The organism is Streptomyces sp. NPDC045899, from assembly GCF_056431485.1.
In genome coordinates, this window is sequence record NZ_JBWKKP010000012.1 from 183,870 (window position 1) to 204,146 (window position 20,277).

Here is a 20,277-nt window from a genome sequence, read left to right on the forward strand (position 1 = left end):
CTTCCCGAAACCGCGGGACACGTACGTCAGTCGGCCGGCGTGTCGTTCGCGGTGATTTTCTGGTTGATCCGGCCGATCTCCTCGATCACCCGGCGGCGTACCGGGTGCTCCAGGTCGAGAACGGAATCGGCGGACCAGTGCAGGTAGTAGGCGACGTAGACGACCTCCTCCCAGAGACGGTCGGCCGCATACGTCAGGATTCCCCCGGCGACTCCCCGGCGACGTCCACGAGGAACTCATGGGCGCATGACGGGCAGCTGATCTGTGCCTCCGTGCGGCCCTCCTGGTTGATCCTGCGGTACAGGTCCTGGAGGAACGCCAGATCCGAGGCGAAGAGGTTCTCGATGGTGTCCGTGGTGACCTGGGGGACCTCACCGATACGGGTGACGGTCCGGGCCAGCAGCTGCACCGTCAGATACGCCGGGTTCTGTTGCACCTTGGGGTCCGTCTGCGGTGCGATCTCGTCCCGCGCGGTGGCGAGCCGCATCAGCCCCTCGCGGTGGACCCGTCCCTGGGCGTCCACGTAGCCGCGGGGGAGGACGAAGGGGTACTCCGTGCGCATGGTCCGGCCGTCCGTTCCCTGGATGTCGCTCATGCCTAGCCGACCGGCATCTGCTGGATGCGTTCACAGGTGAACGTGACCGACTCGAGGACGACCTCCGAAGAACCCGCCTTGAGGTTGGTCACCTCGATCTTGCTGGGCCATGCGCCGTGCAGCCGGTAGAACATGCGCGGTGTGCTCTCTCCCGCGCCCATGAGCTTGAGGTCGGCGCCCATCCGGGCCGCGGGTTGCCCCATCCGCACCGCTTCGTGCATGGCCCAGATGGTCGCGCTGCCGTCGACGCCGCGCTTGAGGGTCACGGTGGGCGGTTTGGTCTTGCCGAACTGCTTGGTGTGCACGATGGCACCCGTCATCGCGTTGGTGGCGATGTACTCGGCGGGCTCGACCTCGGTGGTGATACCGCCCAGTTCGGAGAAGTAGGCGGGGGCGGCGCCGTCGAAGGTGACGACGAAGGACGCCGCGGTGATGGCCTGCGGAAGGCTCTGGTCAAGTGACATGTGATGGTCCGTGTTCTACTCGTTGAGGGACGAGCCCTGCGCGAACTGGGAGAGTCTGAAGACGACGAACTCGGCCGGTTTCACCGGGGCGATTCCGATGTCGACGGTGAGGACTCCCGCGTCACGGTTCTCCGGCGGGTTGTTGTCCGCGTTGCACCGTACGAAGAACGCTTCCTCCGGAGTGCGTCCGAAAAGCGCCCCGGAACGCCAGACCCTGGTGAGGAACATGGAGGCGGTGCGCTCCACGCCATTCCAGAGGTGTTCGTTGTTGGGCTCGAAGACCACCCAGTTGGTGCCGTCCAGAATGGACTTCTCGACGTAATTGAACAGGCGGCGCACATTGAGGTAGCGCCACTCGGGATCGCTCGACAGGGTACGGGCTCCCCACACCCGTACGCCCTGTCCCGGGAAGATGCGCAGGCAATTCACCCCGAGCGGATTGAGAACCGCCTGTTCGCCCTTGGTGGCCGCGACCTCCAGCGCGAGGGCGCCGCGGATCACTTCGTTGGCGGGGGCCTTGTGCACACCGCGCGTCGCGTCGTTGCGGGACCACACCCCGGCCATATGGCCGCTCGGCGGGAGGAAGTCCGGCTTCTTGGTGACCGGGTTCATGACCTTGATCCACGGCCAGTAGAGCGCGGCGTACTTGGAGTCGAAACCGGAGAAGTCCTGACGCCACTCGCGCACATGCTGGGCTTTGAGGCCGGGCAGCGGGTCCAGGATGGCCACCCGGTCACCCATGAGTTCGCAGTGCGCGATCAGGGCCGACTGCACGGCCTTGACCCCTTCGGCGTCGATGGTTCCGTCGCGGTAGGCGGCCATCAGGTCGGGAACGGCGACCATGGTGATGTCGTCGATGGCCTCCAGGCCGGACAGCCCGGAGCGCTCGGCGGCGTCACCGATGAACTCGGTGGGATCCAGCCGTCCTGACGTCACGGGGGCCGGAGTCCGTGCCGGGGTCAGCGCGACCTTGGCACCGGTGGCGGGCCGGGTGAGAGTCGCTCCCTTGATCTCCTCCAGCGTGATCAGTGCGGACTTCCGCAGGGCGGTGGTCACATGTGACGGCCCGCGCTTGACCGTGACGTTGTCGTAGACCTCCGCCACCTGGCCGTCCTGGCTGACGACCAGCTTGAACGCGTCGTCGGCGCCATCGCCGGCGTCCTGGACCTCCACGGTCACGGTCGACGAGCCCTCCCCGGTGTCCGCCTTCACCAGGGCGACGGCCAGGGCGGGCCGGTCCCCGGCCGGAGCGGGGAGCTCGCCGCGCACCTGTGCCGGTGCGAACGTGGGAGTCTCATGCGCGGTGGCCGCCCCGTCCCCGAGGCTCACGATGTACGCATTGCCGCCGCCGTTCTGGAAGTAGCCGTAGACGGCCTGGGGCAGGTAGGCGTCGGCGGTGAATTCACCGAAGACGCTGTTGTACTGGTCCCAGCTGGTGATCAGGACGGCTTCATGGAGGGGGCCCTTCGCGGTGAATCCGACGAAGGCCGCCGTGGCCGTGCCGACACCCTGAATGGGTTTGATTCCAGAGGACGTTTCCTCGACGTAAACGCCTGGAGTCAGATAGTTGGGCAACGCGCTCCTCGCTTTCGTGTATGGCGCGGATCGAGGATTCCACGCGTGAACGTGTCCGGGCAGTCATCAACAGGTGCCCGATGAGGCAGCCCTGAGCTCCCTTGCGGGAAGGCGGGAACGGCTCGTTCGTCCGACCACTCGTCCCTCGCCCGGGAACGGTCCCGTGCACAGGCTGAGATGATGATGGATTCGGTGACGCATTCCTTGGCGGCATGGCTGGCGCTGCACCTTCCGGACGCCGGTCTGCGCTTCGACGCCGGCCGACGGGAGAACCAGGAGGGCGACGCGGAAACGACCCTGACGGCCTTTCTCTACGACGTCCGGGAGGAACCACACCGGCAGAGCGGCGAGATGTATGTCCGCAACGCCGAGGCGATGGCCGTGGGCAGGGTCGCGCCCACCCGGCTGTTCCGGTACTCCTACCGGCTCACGGCCCGCGCACCGCGGTGGGACGTGGCCCAGCGGCTGCTGGGTGATGTGATGTGCGCGGCGGTGGGTTCGCCGACGATCCCGGTCGGCACGTCGAGCGGCGCACCCACCGGAGGTACGCCGCTCACCATGCCCCTGATCGTCGCCCCGCCCGACGCCGTCGCCTTCCCCCGGGGGTGGTGCGAGGAGCCCGCGCCGACCTCTCCTCCGCTCCATCTCGCGCTGCTGGCCCCGTTGCGCCCGCGCGTGGACATCGGCGTGGAGGCTCCGCCCCGGTCGGTGGACGTGGGCGTGGGAACGGTGGACGGACGGCCTCCACCCCGCCGTACCCGTTCCCTGCCCCGTCCTCGTATCAGGGAGTAGCCTTCTCGGAGCGAAGACGGGGTCTGTGAGGGGTCAGATCAGTCCCTCGCGGATGGCGTAGGCCACCGCGTGTGAGCGATTGCGCAGATGGAAGCGGTTGGTCACATCGTGCAGCACGTTCTTGACCGTTCGCTCGGAGTAGGACAGCTGCTTCGCGATCTCGCGGGTGTCCATCCCGCACGCCACGAGTTTGAGCACTTCGCCCTCACGGTCGGTCAGGCCGTTGAACCGCAGGCCCCGCGGGCCGAGTACCTTATGCTGCACCGTGGACACCTGCTTGAGCAGCCGGCCGAGCAGGTCGGGCGGTACGACGCCGGCGCCGTGGTGGACCGAGCTGATGACCTGGACCAGGCGGTCGGCCGTCGCCTCACGTCGGCGGACCAGCCCGGCCACTCCCGCTTCCACCGCGACCATGAGTCCGGCGTCATCCAGCTCCGACACCACCACGATGGCCTGCTGGACACCCTTCCCCCGTACCGAGCGCAGCAGCCTGAGGGCTTCCTCGTCCATCTCATGGGACACGATGAGTGCGACGGTTTCCCGTGAGAGGGTGTTCTCGTCGACGATCCACACCTCGGCTCGTGACTTGAGCGCGGCCACGATCCCTGCCTCGGAGATGGGATCCGCCGTTTTGACGTGTACGAAGATTCTGTCAGTGGGCATGAAGGGTCACCTTGTGCGTCCCCTGCGCGGTCCGTCCGACCACACAGCGCGGCCTATGTGATGTTGCCCCATCAGCCTCCCTCCCCGGACGACGACGGACCATGGCTCCGGGCGGCGACTTCATGCACTGAATCGGTGTTACCAGAGGTATATACCCTTACATATGGCCAACCGAGGAAAATCACCTGAAGCGGGTGTGCGGCGGCGGGAGCATCTCCGGGCCGGGAGTCACCTCATCTGTTGCCGTGCGTCGTGACGTCGGTGTTCCCGGACGCGGAAGTGGAAGGGGACGGCGTGGGGGTGGGGGATGGTGTATGCGAACCGCCGGACGTCTCCGGGGGCTGCGTGGAGCGGCTCGCCGTGGGGGAGGGACGCGGGGTGGGTGTGGTCGAGGGGGTGGGCGACGGGCTGGGGCTCGGACCGGGCCTGAGCCGTGGTTCGTCGACTCCCGCGTAGGCGGCGATCCACCGCAGGACGGTCGTGGCGTACTCCGCCGAGTCGTTGTAGCTGAGGATCGCCGAGCGCAACTGGTCCGGCTCGGCCAGATCGCGTCCACCGGCGCAGAGGTAGCGGCCCGCGGTGAGCGCCGCGTCGGACATGTTGTGCGGATCGGCCGTGCCGTCGTCGTTGCCGTCGCTGCCCCACACCGCCCAGGAGGAGGGGATGAACTGCATGGGGCCGACGGCGCGATCCCAGAGAGTGTCCCCGTCGAACCGCCCGTCGTCCGTGTCGCGGATCGCCGCGAACCCCGAACCGTTGAGCGCGGGCCCCACGATCGGGGAAAGGGTGTCCCCGGTGGTGGTGAGGGCGCCACCGCGGGCGTGGTCGGATTCGATCCTGCCGATACCCGCCAGGACCGGCCAGGTGAGATGGCAGTCGGGCTGACTCCGGGCGATGCGCGTCTGGGCGTTCAGGTAGGCCCGGTAGACCAGGGTCGGCAGGGTCAGCTCCGACGACGGCGGTCTGGTCCGCTCACCCGCCTTCGCGTCCGGGGTACCCGGTGCGGGGGTCTTGTCCACCCGTGGTGTGACGAACGGTCGGGGTACCGCCTGTGACCCCGCGTCCACGGGGACGTCCTGCGCCGCGCTCCGCCCGCCCTTCTGCGCGGCGAATCCCACCGTGACGAGGGTGGTCGCCACGGCGACCGCCGCGAGCCCCTGCGTCGCGCGGTGCAACGATGACGCCATATGCGGTGAACTCCTCGCGTGTGACGGTGACGTGGACATCGCGATGGGGGCGGTCGGCCGTGTGCCACCGCCCCCGGGCCGCTGGGATCAGCGGGCGAACTGCTGGAACCGCTCGAAGAACTTTCCCTCGCCACCGAGGACGACCGGTGCCCCGGAACTCTGATCGGCCGCGATGTTCAGCGTTCCGTGCCAGGCCCAGGTGTGCGCCAGGATGTGTTCACTCCAGTTGAAGTGCACGGAGATGAAGGAACTGTCCTGCTGGCCGAAGACGGGGGAGATCGCCATGCTTCCCTCGGCCTTGACGCCCTGTGACTGCCTCATCTTCATCGTGCCCACCTGTTCGACGAGGTCCACACGGAAGTTCGTGGGGAAGACCAGGGAGTCCGTCTCCTTGCTGTAGGCGCGGTTCCGCAGCCGCTCCGCCTCCTTGAGGAGGTAGTGCCGGCGCGTGAGGGCGTCGTTGGCCTCCTGGGACTCCTGGGCGAACTCGCTCGCCCGGTATTCCAGTGCCGCGATGCGCTCCTGGAGGTCGCGCTTCTGGAACGGGCGGAGTTCGTCGGTGCGGCGCTCGAGATCCCGTGTGAGGTTCTCCGCCTCCGCCCGGGACTTCTCCGCCTCCGCCCGATTGGACGCGATGGCTTTGCGGCAGTATTCGGGGTTGATGCCGCGGGCCTCGTTGCGCAGTTTGTCCGCCTCCGTGAGCGCCTGGAGGTCCTGTGTGCGGACCGACACCCTGGCGGGGGTGTAGCTGAACACATAGGGCACGATGCTGCTGACGCTCTTGCCCTTCATCAGGGCCTTCTCGGCCTCGGCGCCCTGTTGGGTGTGCCGGTGCGTCAGGGAGAGCTTCCGTGCCACCGGGTAGATGATCGAGTGGGTGTACCACACGCCGTACAGGTGCTGCCGCGTCAGATATTCCACGTGGGCGTCCTTGTACGCCGGTGGGATCGCGTCGATCGGTGTCCCGCTGGTCATGCTGAAGTCGGTTCGGGCTCCGATGTCCTTGAGGATCGTGTAGATGGTGGAGGCTGCCGCTGAGGCATTGGCCGGGATGCCGGCGGTCTGCCATGCGGTGGTGATGCCGACCGGGGGGATCGGAGCGCTCACGGTCTGCTTCCCTTTCAGTCGAGGAGGGCCGTCGCGGGTCAGGCGTCCGCGGTCGCAGGAGGGAGCGTGTCGAGATCCATGCGGACCTCCACGCCGTGCTCTTCCAGGAGTTCGAGGTGGTCCTGAGTGAGGTCGTCCGCGTCCTCCGGATGACTCGCGAAGATGTGCAGCGCGTCGAGGAGCGCGAAGGGATCGGCGGATTCGCCCTCGTCGTGCTGGTCGGGGGGAAGCTGCCCGGGGTGGTGGTGCTCGTCCTGACCGGCGGCCGTCCCGGCGGCCGCGGCCATCTCGTACTGGTGCATCTGCTCGGTGAACCAGGAGATGAACCGCTCGAGCACGTGGGGTCGGTACTCCTCGGGTGCGACCCCTTCGGGAAGGTGGTACAGCTCGGTGTGGCCCCGGGTGAACTCCTCGAAGTAGTCCGCGTAGGCGCTGAGTTCGGGTGTGGTCACCAGGTGCTCGATGAAATCGCCCCACCCCGCGGTCGGCAGGTTCGTCTCCCATTCCTGGTGCATCACGGCGTGCAGCATCGGTATGTCCGTCATCGGCTTCCTCCGCGTGTCGAGGCATCAGGTCGCGACTCGGCCCCTCATCCTCGGGCGCCTCGCGTGGCGGTCGGGAGAAGCGGGCGGCGGGCCGATCGGGCGTCCCCGGTGTCCGGGCGGCTGCCCTTGAGGACAACGCCGTGGGTGGACGACGACGGCGCCCCCTCCTGGAATCACTTCCGGGAGGGGGCGCTTCTTCATACGGTGTGCCGTGCGTGGAGCCGGCGGCCCGGTGACGGGTCAGTGGTGGGGCCACCGGTGCTGTGCGAGCCACTCGCCCACTGCCTGGAGCGTCAGCCCCTGCACCTGTTCGGCGGCCTGGTGGGCGAGTTGCTGCGCGATGGTCTCGACGACGTTGTTCTCCTCGAAGGTGCCCAGGTTCCCGTCGAAGCCGAGGTTGTCCGGCGAGTAGGAGCGGAGCGCGCTCGCCGACGCGTGGTAGCCGGCGTTCTCCAACGTCTGCGCGAGGTGTTCGACCGGCGCGTTGGGGTCGTAGGTCTGCTGGTTCTCAACGGGGGTGGACATCGGGTTCTCCAGTGATCTCAATGGCTCGCCGTACGGCAAGTCCTCGTAGGAGAACCTAGGCCGGGCCGGGCGCGGAAGGAGGAGGCCGAAGGGCGGGCGGAGAGCGCCGGGTCGCTTCCCTTGCGGGCAACCGGACCGGGACCATCGGCTGGTTGACACCGGTGTTACACCCGCTGCCCCGTGCTGCCGCGGCCGTCCGGCGCGCGGTGGCGGGGTCCCGTCCCGCAGCTGCCCGGTGCCCCTCCTGAGGGGCTCCAAACAGCGGGCAACATGATGGGCTCCTTCATAAGGGAAACGGGGCCGTCGTACGCCGAGGCTGAACCTGGTCTGGCCTGGCGGTACTGGCGTGTAGTGCGACGGACCGAGGAGGCACACCAGGTGCGCTCCTTCCGTCCGCGGTGCGCTACGAGGTGTTCGGCCCCCGGCATGTGGCAGGCACCCAGCTGACGCCGCCGGGGCAGCGGTACCCATCAGGGCCGAGCCCTACGGTTCGTCATGCGTGGATGCGGTGACCTTGTCCGGGCCCGGTGGCCGCCATCCGGGTCGGTCGAGGAGGTGGCGGGCCCGCTGCCGCCATGTCGGGGCCGCGGCGAGGTCCTGGCCGATCGAGACGTACTCGTGGAAGGCGATCCGGATCGGGTTGTGGGTCTCGATGTTCTTGGTCAGGCCGTACACGGGACGTTCGACCTCGTCGGCGTAGGTGCCGAAGACCCGGTCCCAGAGCATGAGGATGCCACCGAAGTTGCGGTCGAGGTAGTCGCCCTGCGAGGCGTGGTGGACCCGGTGGTGCGAGGGCGTGTTGAGGACGTACTCAACAGCCGGGTGAAGCGTGCCGATCCGGTCGGTGTGCAGCCAGAACTGGCTGAGCATGTTGATGCCGCCGCACAGGAACACCGCCCACGGCGGGACACCGACGAGGACCAGTGGCACGTAGAACAGCTGTGAGGTGACGCCCGTCCACGGCTGGCGGATCGAGGTCGTGTAGTTGTACAGACGGCTGGAGTGGTGCACCACGTGGGAGGCCCACAGGACGCGGACCACGTGGTGCTCGCGGTGCATCCAGTAGTAGCAGAAGTCCTGTGCGAAGAGGATCAGCGGAAAGGTCGCCCAGGTGACCGGGGTCCGCAGGGGCGTCAGCTCGTAGAGGCCGACGAAGGCGACGAACGCCAGCCCCTTCCAGAAGATGTCGACGATCGCCACCCCGGCGCCGATGGCCACGTTCGCCGCGGTGTCGCGCAGGGTGTAGCCGCTCGCGCTCTCGTCGGGGTGCAGTCGGTAGTAGACGACCTCGATCAGGATCAGCAGTGCGTAGAGCGGGACGGACAGCGTCAAGAGATTGGGTGGGGCTTCCACGGAGAACTCCTCCCGCCTGGTTTTCGGAGCGATTCGCTCCGACTACGGGAGTATCGGAGCGCATCGCTCCGAAATTCAATAGGCTGGACCGTATGAGCTCAGAAGCCAGACGAGGGCGGTACGTTGAGGCCCGGCGCAACGATGTCCTGCTGCTCAGCGCCGCCCGCGAGGTCTTCGCGGAACAGGGGGCCGGGGCGCCGGTGGCCGACATCGCCAAGCGCGCGAGCATCGGCATGGGGTCGCTGTACCGCCGATATGGCAGCAAGGAGGAACTGCTCCAGCATCTGTGCACGGTCGCCATGGAGCAGTCGATCGCCGATCTGGACGAGGCGTTGAGCCGTCCTGGTCCCGCCTGGGACGCGCTCGGCGACTTCGTCCGCACGGCGGTCGAGGCACGAGCCGGAGCCTTCAGCGCGTTCGCGGGCGTGCTGCCCATCACCCCTGAGATCGAAGCGGCCAACGAGCGCGGCCGGGAACGCATGGAAACCCTTCTGGAGCGGGGCCGCGGCGATGGGACTGTCCGCCCTGACGTCACATGGCTGGACGTCACGCTTCTGATCGTCCACTTCAGCAAGCACCCGCGCACCACGGACGACGACCGCAACGCCTGCTGGCGGTTGCTCGCCCTGAGCCTGGAGGGCATGCGCTCCCGCCCCGATCAGACGGCGCTTCCGGGCAACGTGCCCGACGCCGTCCGGTACCTGGCCCAGTGGACCGGAACCGTGCACCGCACATGAGCGTTTCCGGCCGACGGCACCGAGGGCGGGGAAGGGCCGGATCCCTTCACCGGGCGGTATCCCGACCGTGGGACGGGCCTTCTCCTGCGATGTGAAGTGCGGTGGTCTGTATTCCCGCGTCGTTTCCGCGTCGCCAGCCCGAGGACTCACCGGTGTACGAGAAACCAGCGACCGGAACCACGCCGCGGGATCGGTCCACTAGTGTGCCTTCGCGATCGAGGCCCTTGTCCCCCCACCTCGCCCGATCGTCGTCCACCACTCGCGTTCGTGGAGGAACACCATGCATGTCCCGGTTCGTGTGCCGCGCGTCCGTCTCGCCGTCACCGCGTGCGCCGTCATCGCCGTTGTCGCGACGGGATGCGGCTCGAGCGAGGTGAACGGCTCCCCGGAGAAGCCGCCCTCGAAGAGCCATGGCGCCGCGAAGGACAAGGAGCGGGACCAGAAGGGGAAGCCGTCGGCCACACCGTCCGGTGGCTCGACCCCGGACACCGGCGACGGGGGGCCGGACGGCGGGACCCCCACCGGCAAGGCGCGGGAGGACGAACTGCCACCCGAACTGGACACGGACACCACGGTCAAGACACTCAGGACGAAGTGGGAGCGGTGTCAGAAGCGGAGCGGCTACACCCAGCCGACTGCTGACAGCGACGGAAAGGTCATCATCAAGGACACCCCCGAGCTGCGAGCGTCGGAGCGCGCGTGCAAGGCCGAGCGGAAAGCCCTGGACCGGCGCGTGGCCGAGATCATGGCGAAGAGCAAGGAGTAACCGTACCGTTCCACGGCGGGTGTGACACCTCGCCCGCGGCTGGCGGATGCGACTACCCCCAGGTGTAGCCCTGTTGACCCGCGGTCTGTGCGGACGCACGGGTCGCCGGGCCGAACACTCCCAAGGGGTCGCCGGTGATACCGCGGTTGCGCTGGTACTGCGCGACACCTCGGAAGGTCGCCTCGTCGAAGACTCCGGAGGCCGAAACGTAGGTGAAGCCCTGGCCGAACAGGAACCGCTGGAGCCGATGGACATCGGGACCCGTGTCGCCCCGGCTGAGGGAGAGTGCGTGGGCGCGGCAGGACGGCGAGTCGCGGCAGTGGGCCGTCTGTGACTCCCGAGCGGACACGGATTCCGACGTCGGCCGTCCGCCCGGTCCGGACGACTCCGTCGGGGAGCCGGCCGTCGGCATCGATGGTGTCCGCGATGCGGGCGACGAGGGGGGCGGGGCCGTCGTCGGTGTGGGGGCCGCGATCGGTGCTCTGCCCTGAGGGGACGGGGGAGTGTCCGTACAGTCACCGCACAGTGTCGCGGTCAACGCCGCCGCTGCGAGGAGGCCGGCGCCCACGGCCTTCGAACTCAGGCGGACCGGTGTGCCCCAGCCGGCCGTTCGGCGACGGCGGTGCCGCCTTCGTCCGTGTCTGGGTCCGGGCCGACGGCTCTCCACCCGCTTGTCCGGAACCGTCGGACCGGTCGTGGCCTCGGCGGCTGTGGCTCTCTGCTCGTCGAAGAGCCGAGCCTGTGGCACATCCGCCACCTGGTGCCGAAGCACCGGCCGCACAAAAGGGGTGTACGGCCCTGGAGCGGTGCCGTACATGGGCCTTGGTTCATTCATTTCGCAGATTGCTTCCTGTACCGTCCAGGAACAGACGTCCATCGCCCTGTACGGCGACCGTGGGTACGTCCACCCCGGGAGGAGTCAACGACCGCCTCGCGATGAGCGAGAAGTGAATCCCATGAATTCACGTGGGGCTTTATTGACTGACCGTCTGGCGCTGTATGGGCAGGTCCTCATGGACTGATCGCTCCGGTGCTCCCTTTCACGCACATGGCGTGTTACGCATACGGCTCGGGTTCCTTGAAGGGGGAAGGGAATCGTGGTGGCAAGCGCGCGATCCCTCTGGTTCCAGCCATTGGCATGCTAGTCGCATGGAGTGCTGTAACCCCTGGTAAGAAATGGTCGGACGGTCAGCCTTAGGGGTTCCTTAAGGATCACTTGAGGTTGCGGCTTGTCTCGTAACCGCTGGTCGCTGACGACTCGTCTGTATGCAGGCCATCGCCACCCGGAATATCGGAACCGATATCAAACTGGTCAGGAACTCCGAAGTTCGCGTAAAAAGCGCGTGGTTCTACGCTACCGGTAGCCTGTTCATCGGATGCATAGTGGTGCCTGCCCGCTGGCATCGGTCCCACCGGAATCCGACGTCGACCAAGCACCCATACGATCGGCGGCTCGAACCATTGCTGTCTGTGCTCACCGCCTTCGTCCTTCCCGCACGCACCCGCGCACGTCACCGGCGCGCGCGGTGGACGACCCCGGGTGGGGGCCGTTCCTGGTCGCCGCAGCGCGCTCTTCCCCGGCAGCGGACAGGGCCAGGCATGACCAGTGCTCCGGACACCTGTCGGCGGTGAGCGCGGCAATATCCGTGCCGCCCTGAAGTTCTGTCTGAGCACGCCGGAAGAAGTCCGCGCCGGACTGCGGATGCTGACTCCTCTGTGGAGCCATGTGCTGAGCGCCGGCAACCTGGACGAGGAACGGCACTGGCTGGCCCGGGCCTTGGACCTGGACCAGCAGCCGAGCCCGGCCAGAGCCAAGGCGCTCTGGGCCGAGGGTTGGCTCTCCCTGCTGCGTGGCGAGAACGACGTTGCCAAGGACCGGCTGACCGAATGCCGCACTCTCGCGGACCACCTCGGTGACCCCGAAACCGTTGTGCACGCCGTGGAGCTGGGTGGGCTGGAAGCACTCTTGGAGGAGCATGGTCGCCACCGGCGGGGACGGATCGCTGTCCCTGACGTCCACCCGGATATTCACGCAGCCGCGGGTCCACAGCGCTGTGAGCGTGGATGAGCGGATGACCGGCGTGTACCTCGACGCCGACGGCGGCTTCTGCATGATCGGAGCCTGACCTCGTCGATCGCGAGCCCTCCGCCACGGTCGGTCCGGTGGCCGCGTCCACCGGGAACAAGGGCGACCGCGGTCCGGGTGAGGCGGGCGCCGGGGCGGGATGCGCCCCGGCTCCGGGGTGGCTCAGGCCATCGCGCTCAGCGAGGCCGCGGGGGTGGCGGGCTGCTCGGGGTCGCGGCGGGGGCGGGGCAGCAACGCCACGGCGAGCAGGGTCGCGGCCGCGCCGAGGGTGGAGAGCCACGGCAGGGCGCTGGCGGTGGCGGCGGCCTGTGCCTGGTTCAGGCCGTGGTCGAGGTTGCCGGTGAGGGTGTCGGCGTAGACGGTGCCCGCGATGGCGAGGGCCACGGAGCCGCCGATCTGGCGGAAGAAGGTGATGTTGGAGCTGGCGGTGCCGACGTGTGCGGGGTCCACGGAGCCCTGGACGATGATGGTCAGCCCCGAGAGCATGGGCCCGATGCCGAGGCCGATGAGTAGCATCCAGAGCGCCATCGTCCATGACGAGGTGTCCAGGGTGAGGCCGGTGAACAGCAGTGAGCCCGCCGCGGACAGGACGGCTCCGCCGAGCAGCCAGGGCTTGTAGCGGCCGGAGGCGCCGATCAGGGCGCCCGCGAGCAGACTGCCCACGACCATGGCGATCATGAGCGGGTAGAGGCGCAGTCCACTGGAGCTGGCGCTGTGGCCGAGTGCCTCCTGGAAGAAGCGGGGCAGGAAGACCACGGACGAGAAGAGGCAGAACGCCGAGAAGAACGAGGCGATGTTGGCCAGGGTGTAGGCCCGGTTGCGGAACAGGCCCATCGGCATGATCGGCTGGGCGGCCCGGTTCTCGATCAGTACGAACGGCACCAGGAGGACGGCCGCGAGCAGGATGGGGCCGATGACCTCGGTGTCCGTCCAGGTGTGGTCGTCGATGCCCTTCATCGTCAGGCCGATGAGGAGCGAGCTGATCCCGAGCGTCAGCACACCGATCCCCGCGTAGTCGGGCCGTCCGGTGCCGGAGACGCGACTGCCGGCGGGCAGGTACCGCCAGACGATGGCCAGGACGGCGGCGCCTATGGGCAGGTTGACCAGGAAGACCCAGTGCCAGCTGGCGTGGTCGGTGAACAGGCCGCCCAGGTACGGGCCGATCACATAGCTCAGCGCCATGACGCCGCCGACCGCGCCCTGTGCCTGGCCGCGCCGCTCCGCCGGGACCGTGTCGACCAGCAGCGCCAGGGACAGGGGCAACAGGGCGCCGGCTCCCAGCCCTTGGAGGGCGCGGAAGGCGATCAGCTGGCTCATGTCCTGCGACAGGGCGCACAGCGCGCTGCCGAGCAGGAACACGACGATGCCCGTGAGCAGCATGGGCTTGCGTCCGTGGAGGTCCGAGAGGCGGCCGTACAGCGGGACGGTGACGGTGGAGGTCAGCAGGTAGGCCGTCACGGTCCAGGTGTAGAGGTCCTCGCCGCCCAGGTCCTGGGTGATCCGGGGCAGTGCGGTGCCGACGATCGTCTGGTCGAGCATCGCCAGGAACATGCCACCGAGGACGGCGACCAGGAGGAGCCCGCTGTGGGGCCGGGTGTCTCGTTTCATGTGAAAGAAGCTACATGTAAATCCTTACACGTCAACCCAGAGGTATTCTGTGACCATGTCTCTGCGGATCGCCCTGCTCGGAATGCTCGCCTCTCGCGGCCCCTCGTCCGGGTATGAACTGGCCAAACGGTTCGAAGCCTCGATCAACCACATCTGGCAGGCCAAGCACAGCCAGATCTATCCCGAGCTGGCGAAGATGGCGCGGAGCGGCGCCGTCACCGTGGAGGACGCCGGTGGCGGACGGGGCCGCAAGGTCTACACCGTCACCGAAGCGGGCCGGGACGAGATCGTCCAGTGGGTCACCGGCGAGGACCCGTACCGCAGCGCCCGCAACGAGACCGCCCTGCGCGGATTCCTCGTCCCCCTCCTCCCGCCTGATCAGGCGGCGGCCGTGATGCGTGACGAGGCGGACCGGCACGCCGTGAAGCTGGCCCAACTGGAGCAGATCAAGGCTGAGGTGGATGCCCGCACCGGGCCGGACGACCCGGTCTTCGGCGCCTACGCGCTCGACCTGGGCATCCGCACCACCACCGTGCTGCGGCAGTGGGCCGAGGACACCGCCGAAGACCTGGAGCGGCGCGGCCGCCGCTGAGCACTCCGTGCGCTCGCGCGTCCATAAATCGGTTTGCCCGGGCGGCGCGATCGGTCAAGCTGGGACCATGCCTCGCAGAATCATGTTCGTCCAGCTCAAGACGGGCTATGGCACGGACCGCGGACCCTCGTGGATCGGCTGGGTGGATTTCTCCAAGACCTGGAAGACGGCCTACCTCCACGGGAGGACCCTGCGGCGTGCCACCGGTCTCGGCTTGTCCGACGCGAACTTCTACGACGTGGAAACCGATGAGGAGTTCTGGGTCTCCGGACCGAAACGCGACCGGAGCGACACTCGGTACGGACCCGAGGGGCCGCGGGTGGACGATGACGCCGCGGACGTCTACCGGGCGTTCCTCCGAGGCGCGCCACTTCCCGGCCGGGAGCACGGCTAGTACCGCGGCCGCGCTGCTCCACGCGTCGGTCGCGCGGCGCTGTTCCCGGAACAGGCCGTGGGATCAGGTCGTGCCCACGTAGCCGTCGCGGCCCACGTGCTCGTCCAGCTCCGACTGCCAGCCCTCGGGCGGTGGTGTGTACGGCGATGTGGTTCCGCAGCTCGTGCACGCCCACCTGCCGCCGACGCCATCGACCTGGCTCTCGCATCCGGTGCAGGTGTACGTCCGGTAGTACAGGTCGGTCGCTGTCGGCGCCACCCCCGACGCCCCGCAGTTGTTGCACGACCAACTGCCGTCAGGCCCTTGGATGACGGACGCCCCACAGTTGGCGCAATTCATCGTGACGCCTCCCCTCGACGCTGCCCTCGCAAGGAGATCTTACCGGCGGAGGGCGGCTCCCCGGCGGTGGAGACGGACAGCCGCGGGGCGTTGCGGTCCGCCCACGGCCGTCAGCCCTGCGGATCCTGTGGTCTGGCGTCGGACTCGCGCAGACTCCGGTCCCTGAGCTCCGTGCGGGCCTCCGTGCGGTGGCCCCGGGCGATGTAGTCCCGGACCACCGCCTCGACGGCGTCCTGGGGCGATCCCACCCCGGACAGGACCATGACCTCCACCACGAGTTCGGCATCGAGACTGACACTGACCTTGGCCACGGGCTGCCCTTCGTCACGTCCTGGCCGGACTCTAGCCGCTCGGGGTGCCCGTGGCCCGTGCTTCTTCCGCGGGTGCGGACGTCAGGGGCGCGGCTGGACGAGCGGTGTGCGCGATACGTGGTGGAGGAGTGCGGCGGGGGTGGTCCGGGAGTCGGGCATGGGCCAGTGGGGGTCCTTACCGGTCAGGGCGGCGAAGAGGCGCTGCCATGTGTCATCGTCCGTGCCCAGGAGCTTGTCGGCCAGGGCGGCCAGTTCGTCCGTGGCGTCCCGGACGGCCGCCCGGAGGGCGGTGGGGGGTTCCTGGCGGACGGAGGCTTCGGCGAGGTAGTGGAGCATACGGTTGGCCAGGGCGCCACTGTGGACGAGCTCCTTGCCGGATATCAGACCCTGTTCGAGCAGGGCGTCGAGCATGGCGGCCCACTCCTTGCGCTGCAGCGACAGGTTGGGGATCTTCCCGATGGCCGCACGGGCCCAGGCCGGGCCGCGGTCGGTCAGGGTGCGGTCGATGAAGCAGGACCAGAACCCGAACGCCGCGGGCGCGAGCTCGTCCGGAGCGTCCGGCAGCCGGGCGATCGTGCCCCATACCCCCGGGCGGAACGGCTCCTGTCGGTGCGCCTGGATGAGGACGTCCCAGTCGCGGGCGTAGGGGAGGTCCAGGATGTCGGTGTGTTCGTACTCCCCGCAGGCGCGGAGCTTGGCGACGAGGCGGTCCGTGCTCAGCTCCTTGTCGAGGCGGGCGGTGAGGACGGCGTCCGGATCGGCCGTGGACAGCGCCTTCGTGGCGACCTTGGCGGCGCCCGTGCTGAGCAGCCCCCGGTCGACCAGTGAGCGGAGACGGTCGGGGCCACCGTGACGGAGGGTGTTGCGCGCCGCCATGAGGTGGTCCGCGAGCGGAAGGCGCTTGCCGAAGGAAGAGAGCGCGTGCTCCACGATCTCCGGATCGGCCGCTTCGACCAGAACGCGGTGGTACTTCACCTGCCGCTTGTCGGAGTAGTGCTTCGCGACGAGCCGTTCGCGGAGCTCGGGGGCGAGCGGTAGGAGGTCCTCCGGCCCCTCGGCGGTGCGGCCCTGAGGCTGTCGGGAGAGGATGGTCCGGCGGATCTCGACGGTCGAGTGGCTGCTGGTGGCCGCCCCGTACAGCGTCGCGTTGATCGTGGGGTCGTCGACGGCCAGGAGTCGCAGATGCAGCTCCCGGCTGCGGGAGTTCCGCGCCAGGACGAGCAGTGCGGCGCGGTCGTCGTGGCCGAAGAGATGGTCCAGAAGGGCGTCGGGCAGGTGATGGGCCTTGCACGCGCGTTCGGAGAGGGTGGTCGTGGCCCGCGCGTCCAGCCGTGGCAGCACGGCGGCGAGAGCGTCCGTGTCCGCGTGGAGGAGGAGCCCGGCGGTCGCCGGGGTGAGCACCGTGGGGATGGTGTCCGCGCCGCCGTGCTCGAGCAGTTCGGCGAAGGGCCGCTCGGCCCCTTCGCCGTCCATCGCTCCGAGCGCGCCCAGCCACCGCTCGGGGTCGGCGCCGAGCCGGTCGGCGACCAGCCGGCGCGCGGCGCGCACGGCGGCGGAGGCCGGTACATCACGGATGTACCAGGTTTTCGGGAATGGGCACATCTCGCGTGCGGGGGTCCGGGCGACCATCTCGCCAGGTGCGAGGATCCCCTGTCGGCAGGCCAGCAGATCGTCCTTCCGGACCTGGTCGGTCATCCGCTCGGCGAGGCGTCGGCGCGTATCGGGCGAGGCGTGTCGGTCGCACGCTTCCACGAGCCAGTCGGGAGGGACGAGTCCGGGGACGTCCGCCGTGGTGGTGGCGGTGAGGACATCGAGCACACCGGGGTCGGTGGGCAGCGGCGCGCCCGCCACGAGCGAGCGCAGCAGGTGTGCGGAGGCGAGGGCCCCGCCCCGGTCCAGGATGGAGTCCCGCTGCCGCTGTTCGGCGTAGGTGAGGGTGGCTGCGGCGGGTGCGTCCGGTTCCGAGGCGTCGGCGGCGCGGGCGGCCGCGTCGAGGCGAGCGAGCTCTTCGGAGTCGGGACGGGGACCGGCCACCTGCGCCGCCGCGGTGATCAGTTCGGCAAGTGAGCCGACGAAGGTACCGACCAGGTTGAGCGCGATGACCCACGCTTCGATGTGACCGGCCAGGTGTTCGTGTACGAGGTCGATGGCGTGGCGATGTGCCCGGACGACTGCCTCGTCGCGGCGGAGGTGCGCGAGGGCTGCCTGGGCCGGCTGGGCGGTGTCGACGAGCCGCTCGGGCCCGAGCAGACCCTGCTCGACCGCGCCGACGAACCAGCGGTGCAGGCCGGTGCCGTAGGCGGTGGAGCGCAGATGGTCGATCGGCTCGGAGCCGATGGCGCTCGCGCTGGTGGTGAACGCCTGGCGGACGGCCTCGTCGACATCCTCGTGGCGGAGGAGCTCCTCGACGGGCTCGGGCTCGAAGGTGTGCTCGTGGTGGGCGGCGATCAGGCGCGGGAAGTCGTACGCATAGGGTTCGTGCACGATCTCCCGCATCAACCGGCGGGTGGCGTTGCGTCCGCGCGGGGTGGCGTAGACCCGGGGCAGCGCTTCGGGGTCGTCGTAGGGCTCCAGCCCTTCCCGGAAGCTGTCCAGGCCGTCGGGGTGCTCCAGCGCGGCGGCCGCCTCGGCGAGGACCGGGGGCGGGCTGTCGGGGGCCAGTTCCAGGAGGCGGCGTACGGCGTCCGGGCCGCCGCGTTCCCAGACCCGGACCACGGAGAAGTGGCGCGCCTCATCGCTCGCCCACGAGCCCCGGGGGCCCCAGGAATGCAGGAGCAACTCGGGGTCGTCGCTCATGATCAGCGGGCTGCCGCGGAACCGGTCCTCGGTGGCGAGGAGTTCGGCGCGCAACTCCGGGTCGAGGGGGACGGGCTCGGTGCGGCCCGGGGTGCGGGGCACGCCGGAGGCGATCGCACGCCGCAGGGACAGGGTGGCTCTCTGATTGCGGTACACGGCGGCGTTGACCGTCGGCTCGTCGCGCTCGATCAGCCGGCGCAGATCGCTCGCGCCGAGGGTGATGTTCCTGCCGACGGCGGCGCGTACGCGGGCCGCGGACGCGGCGAGCGCGGTGTCCAGGGCGTGCGCCGGGAGCGGGCCCTTGCCGAGCAGGGCGACCAGCAGCTCGTCCGGCAGGTGCGGCAGCAGCCCACGCAGATCGTCGGGTTCGGCGGCGTACAGCAGGAACCGGTAGGGCTTGGTCAGCGCCGGTGGTGTGACCGAGGGCGCGGGCTCGGGGACCGTACCGTCGGCGATACCGGCCAACAGGCCGGCGAGGGTGCCCTTGTACCGGGACAGGGAGGTGCGCAGGGTGGCCCAGCGCCGGGGATCCCCGCCGAGCCGCTGGTGGAGGAGGACACGCAGCGGTGCGGTGGGTCCGAGCTCGAGCAGGGCGCCGACCGCTGTGCGCGCGGGGGCGACGGTCTCGAGGACGAGTGCGCTGATCTCCGTGTGATCACCCGACGGGCCCACGCCCGCGGCGAGCCCGAGGAGTTCGGGATGGCCGGACGTGGCCACGGCGGCGCGCAGCACCGCCGCAGTGGGCGGCGCGACCTCGGCGACGACGGCCGGATGGCTGCGGTACAGGTCGGCGAGCAACCGCTCGGGACAGCCGGGATGAGCGGCGAGCACATGTACGGCGGACTCCGGCAGCGGCGCGGACCGATGGGCCGTCATGATGGCGTCCCAGTCGACGGTACGGCGCCAGACCGGTTCGGCTTCGCCCGCGCGGAGCCCGGCCACCATGCCGTCCGGACTCTCGGCGGCGGCCACGGCGGCGCGCAACGCGTCACCGCCGGAGCCCTTCTCGCTGTCGAGCGCGCCGCGTGCGATGTCGGCGACGGCGGGGTGCAGAGGAGCGGGGCCGGACGGGGTGTCGAGCAGTGCGCGCAGTCTCTCGGGGCGCGCCAACAGCCCGAGTACGGCGCGCAGTTGCTCGGCGCTCGTCAATGCCCGGCCGCGGGTGACCAGAGCGTGCTCGGCCAGTTCGGGGACGTCGCTCACCACGGCCGCGGCCACGAAGTGGGGGAGTGCCGTTGCTTCCTGGGTGGTCGCGCGGATCCGGGCCAGCAACGTGGCGAGTGCGGTGGGCTCGGGGTGCCGCCCGGGGGAGAGGATGAGACGGCGCATCCAGGGGCGGGCCTCGGCGTGTTCGTACACGCCCTGGTCGACGACGGGGTCGGGCCGTTCGAGCAGCATGGCCAGGTCGTCGGCGGTCAGTCCCTCGGCCCGGACCAGGGCTCGCCGTACGCGCACATCGGGGTCGGCCGCCGCCTTCGCCCGGGCCTCCGCGGCCAGTGGCACCCAGGTGAGGTAGCGGGGCGTGTCCTCGTCCAACCGGCGGCGTATGCGCCCGGCGTCACCGGGAGCGGACCCGGCCAGCAACAGGGCGAGCAGCTGTGCACCGGTCCGGTCATAGCGGATCATTGAGCCTGATGTCACCGATGGTGTCCCTTGCGTCCGTAGCCTGTCGTCTTCGCGCGGTGGTCCCGAGGGGAACACCCCATCACACAGGCGCCGCGTCACACTCTCCGGCTCCGGCCGGCTACGTGCCCGTGTGCGCGGCGCGGCCCCCGCCCCGCAGATCGTCAAGGGCGCGAGGCGGCCCGACCGTTCCAGACGTGCCCCGGACTCCGGGCGTGG

21 protein-coding genes are annotated in these 20,277 nt (G+C 69.4%); 6 read left to right on the forward strand and 15 right to left on the reverse strand.

Translation table 11 applies throughout. From position 1 onward, the window contains the following. Positions 1–26 precede the first annotated feature (26 nt). The 4 genes from AC07FT_RS19930 to AC07FT_RS19945 are packed head-to-tail and all read right to left on the reverse strand — an operon-like array spanning position 27 to position 2,634. Positions 27–200 (reverse strand): DUF6760 family protein, encoded by a 174-nt coding sequence (locus tag AC07FT_RS19930; RefSeq protein WP_479177453.1) that lies wholly within the window; start codon positions 198–200, stop codon positions 27–29. After that, complete coding sequence (locus tag AC07FT_RS19935) at positions 194–595, reverse strand: hypothetical protein (protein ID WP_254752709.1); 402 nt, start codon at positions 593–595, stop codon at positions 194–196. The genes AC07FT_RS19930 and AC07FT_RS19935 overlap by 7 nt, the downstream gene beginning before the upstream one ends. A gap of 2 nt (positions 596–597) precedes the next feature. After that, positions 598–1,059 (reverse strand): phage tail protein, encoded by a 462-nt coding sequence (locus tag AC07FT_RS19940; RefSeq protein WP_254752711.1) that lies wholly within the window; start codon positions 1,057–1,059, stop codon positions 598–600. Between the two features lie 15 nt (positions 1,060–1,074). After that, entirely contained in the window at positions 1,075–2,634 is a 1,560-nt protein-coding gene (locus AC07FT_RS19945; RefSeq protein WP_479177376.1) for a phage tail sheath family protein, read from the reverse strand. A gap of 192 nt (positions 2,635–2,826) precedes the next feature. On the opposite strand from AC07FT_RS19945, the gene AC07FT_RS19950 reads away from it, so the two are divergent. After that, positions 2,827–3,426, forward strand: a complete 600-nt coding sequence (locus AC07FT_RS19950; protein ID WP_479177377.1) for a Pvc16 family protein — start codon at positions 2,827–2,829, stop codon at positions 3,424–3,426. Positions 3,427–3,459: 33 nt separating this feature from the next. Here the strand turns inward: AC07FT_RS19950 and AC07FT_RS19955 are convergent, their stop codons facing one another. The 6 genes from AC07FT_RS19955 to AC07FT_RS19980 all read right to left on the reverse strand — a co-directional run bounded on the left by AC07FT_RS19955 (position 3,460) and on the right by AC07FT_RS19980 (position 8,806). Further along, complete coding sequence (locus tag AC07FT_RS19955; RefSeq protein WP_479177378.1) at positions 3,460–4,089, reverse strand: helix-turn-helix transcriptional regulator; 630 nt, start codon at positions 4,087–4,089, stop codon at positions 3,460–3,462. Positions 4,090–4,322: 233 nt separating this feature from the next. Next, entirely contained in the window at positions 4,323–5,276 is a 954-nt protein-coding gene (locus tag AC07FT_RS19960) for a lytic transglycosylase domain-containing protein (protein ID WP_479177379.1), read from the reverse strand. Between the two features lie 87 nt (positions 5,277–5,363). After that, the gene (locus AC07FT_RS19965) at positions 5,364–6,383 is read right to left on the reverse strand and encodes a hypothetical protein (protein WP_479177380.1); all 1,020 of its coding nucleotides are present in this window, start codon (positions 6,381–6,383) and stop codon (positions 5,364–5,366) included. Between the two features lie 38 nt (positions 6,384–6,421). After that, positions 6,422–6,928, reverse strand: coding sequence for a hypothetical protein (locus AC07FT_RS19970; protein ID WP_479177381.1), 507 nt, complete (start codon positions 6,926–6,928; stop codon positions 6,422–6,424). Positions 6,929–7,168: 240 nt separating this feature from the next. Further along, on the reverse strand, positions 7,169–7,453 hold the full coding sequence (locus tag AC07FT_RS19975) for a hypothetical protein (protein ID WP_471197236.1): 285 nt from the start codon (positions 7,451–7,453) through the stop codon (positions 7,169–7,171). 483 nt (positions 7,454–7,936) lie between these two features. Beyond that, a complete protein-coding gene (locus tag AC07FT_RS19980; protein WP_479177382.1) occupies positions 7,937–8,806 on the reverse strand; it encodes a sterol desaturase family protein in 870 nt (289 codons plus the stop codon). Between the two features lie 92 nt (positions 8,807–8,898). On the opposite strand from AC07FT_RS19980, the gene AC07FT_RS19985 reads away from it, so the two are divergent. Next, a complete protein-coding gene (locus AC07FT_RS19985; RefSeq protein WP_479177383.1) occupies positions 8,899–9,543 on the forward strand; it encodes a TetR/AcrR family transcriptional regulator in 645 nt (214 codons plus the stop codon). 280 nt (positions 9,544–9,823) lie between these two features. Next, positions 9,824–10,309 (forward strand): hypothetical protein, encoded by a 486-nt coding sequence (locus AC07FT_RS19990; protein WP_479177384.1) that lies wholly within the window; start codon positions 9,824–9,826, stop codon positions 10,307–10,309. A gap of 52 nt (positions 10,310–10,361) precedes the next feature. On the opposite strand, the gene AC07FT_RS19995 is transcribed toward AC07FT_RS19990, so the two are convergent. Beyond that, positions 10,362–10,658, reverse strand: coding sequence for a peptidoglycan-binding domain-containing protein (locus AC07FT_RS19995; protein WP_479177385.1), 297 nt, complete (start codon positions 10,656–10,658; stop codon positions 10,362–10,364). Between the two features lie 1,257 nt (positions 10,659–11,915). Between AC07FT_RS19995 and AC07FT_RS20000 the strand changes: the two genes are divergently transcribed. Continuing rightward, a complete protein-coding gene (locus AC07FT_RS20000; RefSeq protein WP_479177386.1) occupies positions 11,916–12,377 on the forward strand; it encodes a hypothetical protein in 462 nt (153 codons plus the stop codon). 180 nt (positions 12,378–12,557) lie between these two features. On the opposite strand, the gene AC07FT_RS20005 is transcribed toward AC07FT_RS20000, so the two are convergent. Next, the gene (locus AC07FT_RS20005; protein WP_479177387.1) at positions 12,558–14,003 is read right to left on the reverse strand and encodes an MDR family MFS transporter; all 1,446 of its coding nucleotides are present in this window, start codon (positions 14,001–14,003) and stop codon (positions 12,558–12,560) included. Between the two features lie 55 nt (positions 14,004–14,058). On the opposite strand from AC07FT_RS20005, the gene AC07FT_RS20010 reads away from it, so the two are divergent. Together AC07FT_RS20010 and AC07FT_RS20015 are read left to right on the forward strand one after the other, a co-directional pair. After that, positions 14,059–14,595 (forward strand): PadR family transcriptional regulator, encoded by a 537-nt coding sequence (locus AC07FT_RS20010; RefSeq protein WP_479177388.1) that lies wholly within the window; start codon positions 14,059–14,061, stop codon positions 14,593–14,595. A gap of 67 nt (positions 14,596–14,662) precedes the next feature. Beyond that, positions 14,663–14,989, forward strand: coding sequence for a hypothetical protein (locus AC07FT_RS20015; protein ID WP_479177389.1), 327 nt, complete (start codon positions 14,663–14,665; stop codon positions 14,987–14,989). 63 nt (positions 14,990–15,052) lie between these two features. Here AC07FT_RS20015 and AC07FT_RS20020 read toward each other — a convergent pair whose 3' ends face one another. The 3 genes from AC07FT_RS20020 to AC07FT_RS20030 all read right to left on the reverse strand — a co-directional run bounded on the left by AC07FT_RS20020 (position 15,053) and on the right by AC07FT_RS20030 (position 20,076). Continuing rightward, positions 15,053–15,247, reverse strand: a complete 195-nt coding sequence (locus AC07FT_RS20020) for a hypothetical protein (protein WP_479177390.1) — start codon at positions 15,245–15,247, stop codon at positions 15,053–15,055. Positions 15,248–15,438: 191 nt separating this feature from the next. Continuing rightward, positions 15,439–15,639, reverse strand: a complete 201-nt coding sequence (locus AC07FT_RS20025) for a DUF2191 domain-containing protein (protein WP_479177391.1) — start codon at positions 15,637–15,639, stop codon at positions 15,439–15,441. 81 nt (positions 15,640–15,720) lie between these two features. Further along, positions 15,721–20,076: a hypothetical protein gene (locus AC07FT_RS20030; RefSeq protein WP_479177392.1), complete on the reverse strand. Its 4,356-nt coding sequence runs from the start codon at positions 20,074–20,076 to the stop codon at positions 15,721–15,723. Between the last annotated feature and the right edge of the window lie 201 nt (positions 20,077–20,277).

Coding starts and splice junctions, on each gene's coding strand:
- AC07FT_RS19985 (WP_479177383.1), top strand. CDS start 8,899: ATGAGCTCAGAAGCCAGACGAGGGCGGTACGTTGAGGCCCGGCGCAAC.
- AC07FT_RS19960 (WP_479177379.1), bottom strand. CDS start 5,276: ATGGCGTCATCGTTGCACCGCGCGACGCAGGGGCTCGCGGCGGTCGCC.
- AC07FT_RS20005 (WP_479177387.1), bottom strand. CDS start 14,003: ATGAAACGAGACACCCGGCCCCACAGCGGGCTCCTCCTGGTCGCCGTC.
- AC07FT_RS19955 (WP_479177378.1), bottom strand. CDS start 4,089: ATGCCCACTGACAGAATCTTCGTACACGTCAAAACGGCGGATCCCATC.
- AC07FT_RS20010 (WP_479177388.1), top strand. CDS start 14,059: ATGTCTCTGCGGATCGCCCTGCTCGGAATGCTCGCCTCTCGCGGCCCC.
- AC07FT_RS19935 (WP_254752709.1), bottom strand. CDS start 595: ATGAGCGACATCCAGGGAACGGACGGCCGGACCATGCGCACGGAGTAC.
- AC07FT_RS19990 (WP_479177384.1), top strand. CDS start 9,824: ATGCATGTCCCGGTTCGTGTGCCGCGCGTCCGTCTCGCCGTCACCGCG.
- AC07FT_RS20015 (WP_479177389.1), top strand. CDS start 14,663: ATGCCTCGCAGAATCATGTTCGTCCAGCTCAAGACGGGCTATGGCACG.
- AC07FT_RS19970 (WP_479177381.1), bottom strand. CDS start 6,928: ATGACGGACATACCGATGCTGCACGCCGTGATGCACCAGGAATGGGAG.
- AC07FT_RS19975 (WP_471197236.1), bottom strand. CDS start 7,453: ATGTCCACCCCCGTTGAGAACCAGCAGACCTACGACCCCAACGCGCCG.
- AC07FT_RS19940 (WP_254752711.1), bottom strand. CDS start 1,059: ATGTCACTTGACCAGAGCCTTCCGCAGGCCATCACCGCGGCGTCCTTC.